Source organism: Methylobacterium sp. CCH5-D2 (assembly GCF_001556475.1).
Classification (GTDB): Bacteria; Pseudomonadota; Alphaproteobacteria; order Rhizobiales; family Beijerinckiaceae; genus Methylobacterium; species Methylobacterium hispanicum.
This window is the reverse complement of the sequence record NZ_LSIX01000153.1, coordinates 1-1959: the sequence shown is the minus strand read 5'-3', so window position 1 is coordinate 1959 and position 1959 is coordinate 1. Positions and strand designations below refer to the sequence as shown.

The 1959-nt window shown below is 73.1% G+C and carries 2 protein-coding genes and 1 pseudogene; 1 reads left to right on the top strand and 2 read right to left on the bottom strand.

Annotated elements, in window-relative coordinates; all coding sequences use genetic code 11:
• Both AX737_RS03435 and AX737_RS03430 read right to left on the bottom strand, forming a co-directional pair.
• Nucleotides 1-667: YoaK family protein (locus AX737_RS03435; RefSeq protein ID WP_066919010.1), on the bottom strand; the 667-nt coding region annotated here is incomplete at its 3' end.
• Between the two features lie 62 nt (nucleotides 668-729).
• The gene (locus AX737_RS03430) at nucleotides 730-1710 is read right to left on the bottom strand and encodes a methyltransferase domain-containing protein (RefSeq protein ID WP_066919008.1); all 981 of its coding nucleotides are present in this window, start codon (nucleotides 1708-1710) and stop codon (nucleotides 730-732) included.
• Between the two features lie 62 nt (nucleotides 1711-1772).
• Here AX737_RS03430 and AX737_RS03425 point away from each other — a divergent pair.
• Nucleotides 1773-1959, top strand: a pseudogene (locus AX737_RS03425) (DNA ligase-associated DEXH box helicase); the annotation flags it as partial.

Here is a 1959-nt window from a genome sequence, read left to right as displayed (position 1 = left end):
GGACGAGGGCGATGAGGGCGAGCAGCGCGGCCAGGGCCGCCGGGACCAGGAAGGCGGTCTCGCCGTAGCGCAGCTGCAGCACGCCGCCCATGATCGCCCCGAAGCTCAGGCCGCCCCAGAGCGGCGCTTGGATCCAGAACGACGAGGCGACCGATCCCATCAGCAGGTTGGCGAGGCCGGTGCCGAAGCGGACCACCGCGCCGGTGACGTAGGTGAGCGCGAGGCTGCGCCCGCCGTCATCCTGCAGGATCGCGTTCTGCAGGCCGAGCGCCAGGATGATCGGGTAGGCGTGCAGCGGGTAGGCGTAGGTGCCCCAGGGCATGAAGAGGCCGAGCCCGAGCAGGACCGCCTCGATCGTCAGGAGCGCGGCGAGCCGCCAGCGCCCGAACAGGGCGGCGAGCAGCGTGCCGAGGAACGCACCGAAGCAGAACACGATGATGGTGCTGGCGACGCGCGTGACGTTCTCCCAGTCGCTGTTGGCCACCGCGACGCCGAAGCGCGTGGTGTTGCCCGACATGAAGGACATGAAGAGCTGCGAGAATTCGAGGAAGCCGATCGAGTCGGCGCAGCCCGCGAGCACTGCCAGCGCGACCGCGAAGGGGATGCGCGTGGTGGGGCTTGCCGGGAACGACTTGTCCGCCGGCGCCTCTTTGCGCGTCTCCGTCATGCGCTCTTTCCTTTGTCACACGTCTTGGGAACCGCGTGATAAGCGCGAAAGACGGCAATGGTTCAGTGTTCGTGGAAACACGATGTGTTTTTCCTCAGCACGATGACCCGGCCCGGAACATCCCGGCCCCGTTCGCGCCGGATCGCCGCAGGGATGCGCAGCGCGGTCGCGAGCCCGGCGCCGCGCGCCGCCGTCTCTAGATGGGCGTCGGGGTGCGCGAAGCGCCCGTCCGCGCCCAGGCGCGCGGCGTCCACCGGGTCTCCCGCCGCCGCCTCGTCCGGAGACTGCACCGTGAAGGCGGCCAGCCCGCCCGGGCGCAGCACGCGGCCGATGCCCGCCAGCACGGGACCGAGATCGGCGAGGTAGATGAACACGTCGGCCGCGAGGCAGAGATCGGCGCAAGCCCCAGGCTCGCCCGCCAGGAACGGGACGAGGTCGCCTTCCGCGAGGCGGTCGTAGCAGCCCTTGGCGCGGGCGAGCCGGAGCATCGCGGGCGAGAGATCGACGCCGCCGAGATGGCCCGCCCGGTCGCGGATCGCCGCTCCCATCAGTCCGGTGCCGCAGCCGAGATCGAGCACGACCGCGAAGCGCGCGGGCGTGTCCGGCACCGCGTCGAGGGCCTGCCGCAGGAGGGCCGGGCCGCGATAGCCGAGCCCCTCGATGAGGTGCCGCTCGAAGCGGCCCGCGTAGCCGTCGAACAGGGCGCGCACGTAGGCGCTCGACAGGGCGGCGTCACCCCCGCCGAGCCGGGCCCGGTGCAGGCCGGCGCCGATCCGGTCCTCGGGGTCCAGGCCGTGGGCGGTCTCGAAGGCGTCGAGCGCGGCGCGCAACTGCTCCTCGGCCCCGGTCGCGGCGTGCAGGCTCTCGCGGGCGCGGCCCAGCAGCAGCCAGGCCGGGGCGTAGCGCGGCGCCCGCTCGATCGCCTGCTCGGCCATCTCGGCGGCGCCCAGGGCGTCGCCCTCCGCCAGGCAGGCCTCGGCGTAGACGTAGCGGCGGTCGGCGAGCAGGTCGCCGGAGGAGTGCTGGGACGCGTGCTGGGACATCGGGGCGTGCTGAACGGGGCGGGACGGGCGCCCTATATACCGGCGCCCAGACACGGACCATCATGCCGCTCCGCGCCAGCGACCTCCTCACCCTCACCCGCGAAGGGCTCTACTGCCCGCTCGGCGACTTCCACGTCGACCCGACCTGGCCGGTGCCCCGCGCGCTGATCACGCACGGCCACGCCGACCACGCGCGGGCCGGCCACGGCCGGGTGCTGGCGACGCCCGAGACCCTGCGGATCATGGCGG

Excerpts from the sequence above, each read along its gene's own strand:
- AX737_RS03430 (WP_066919008.1), bottom strand. The coding sequence starts at position 1,710 with ATGTCCCAGCACGCGTCCCAGCACTCCTCCGGCGACCTGCTCGCCGAC.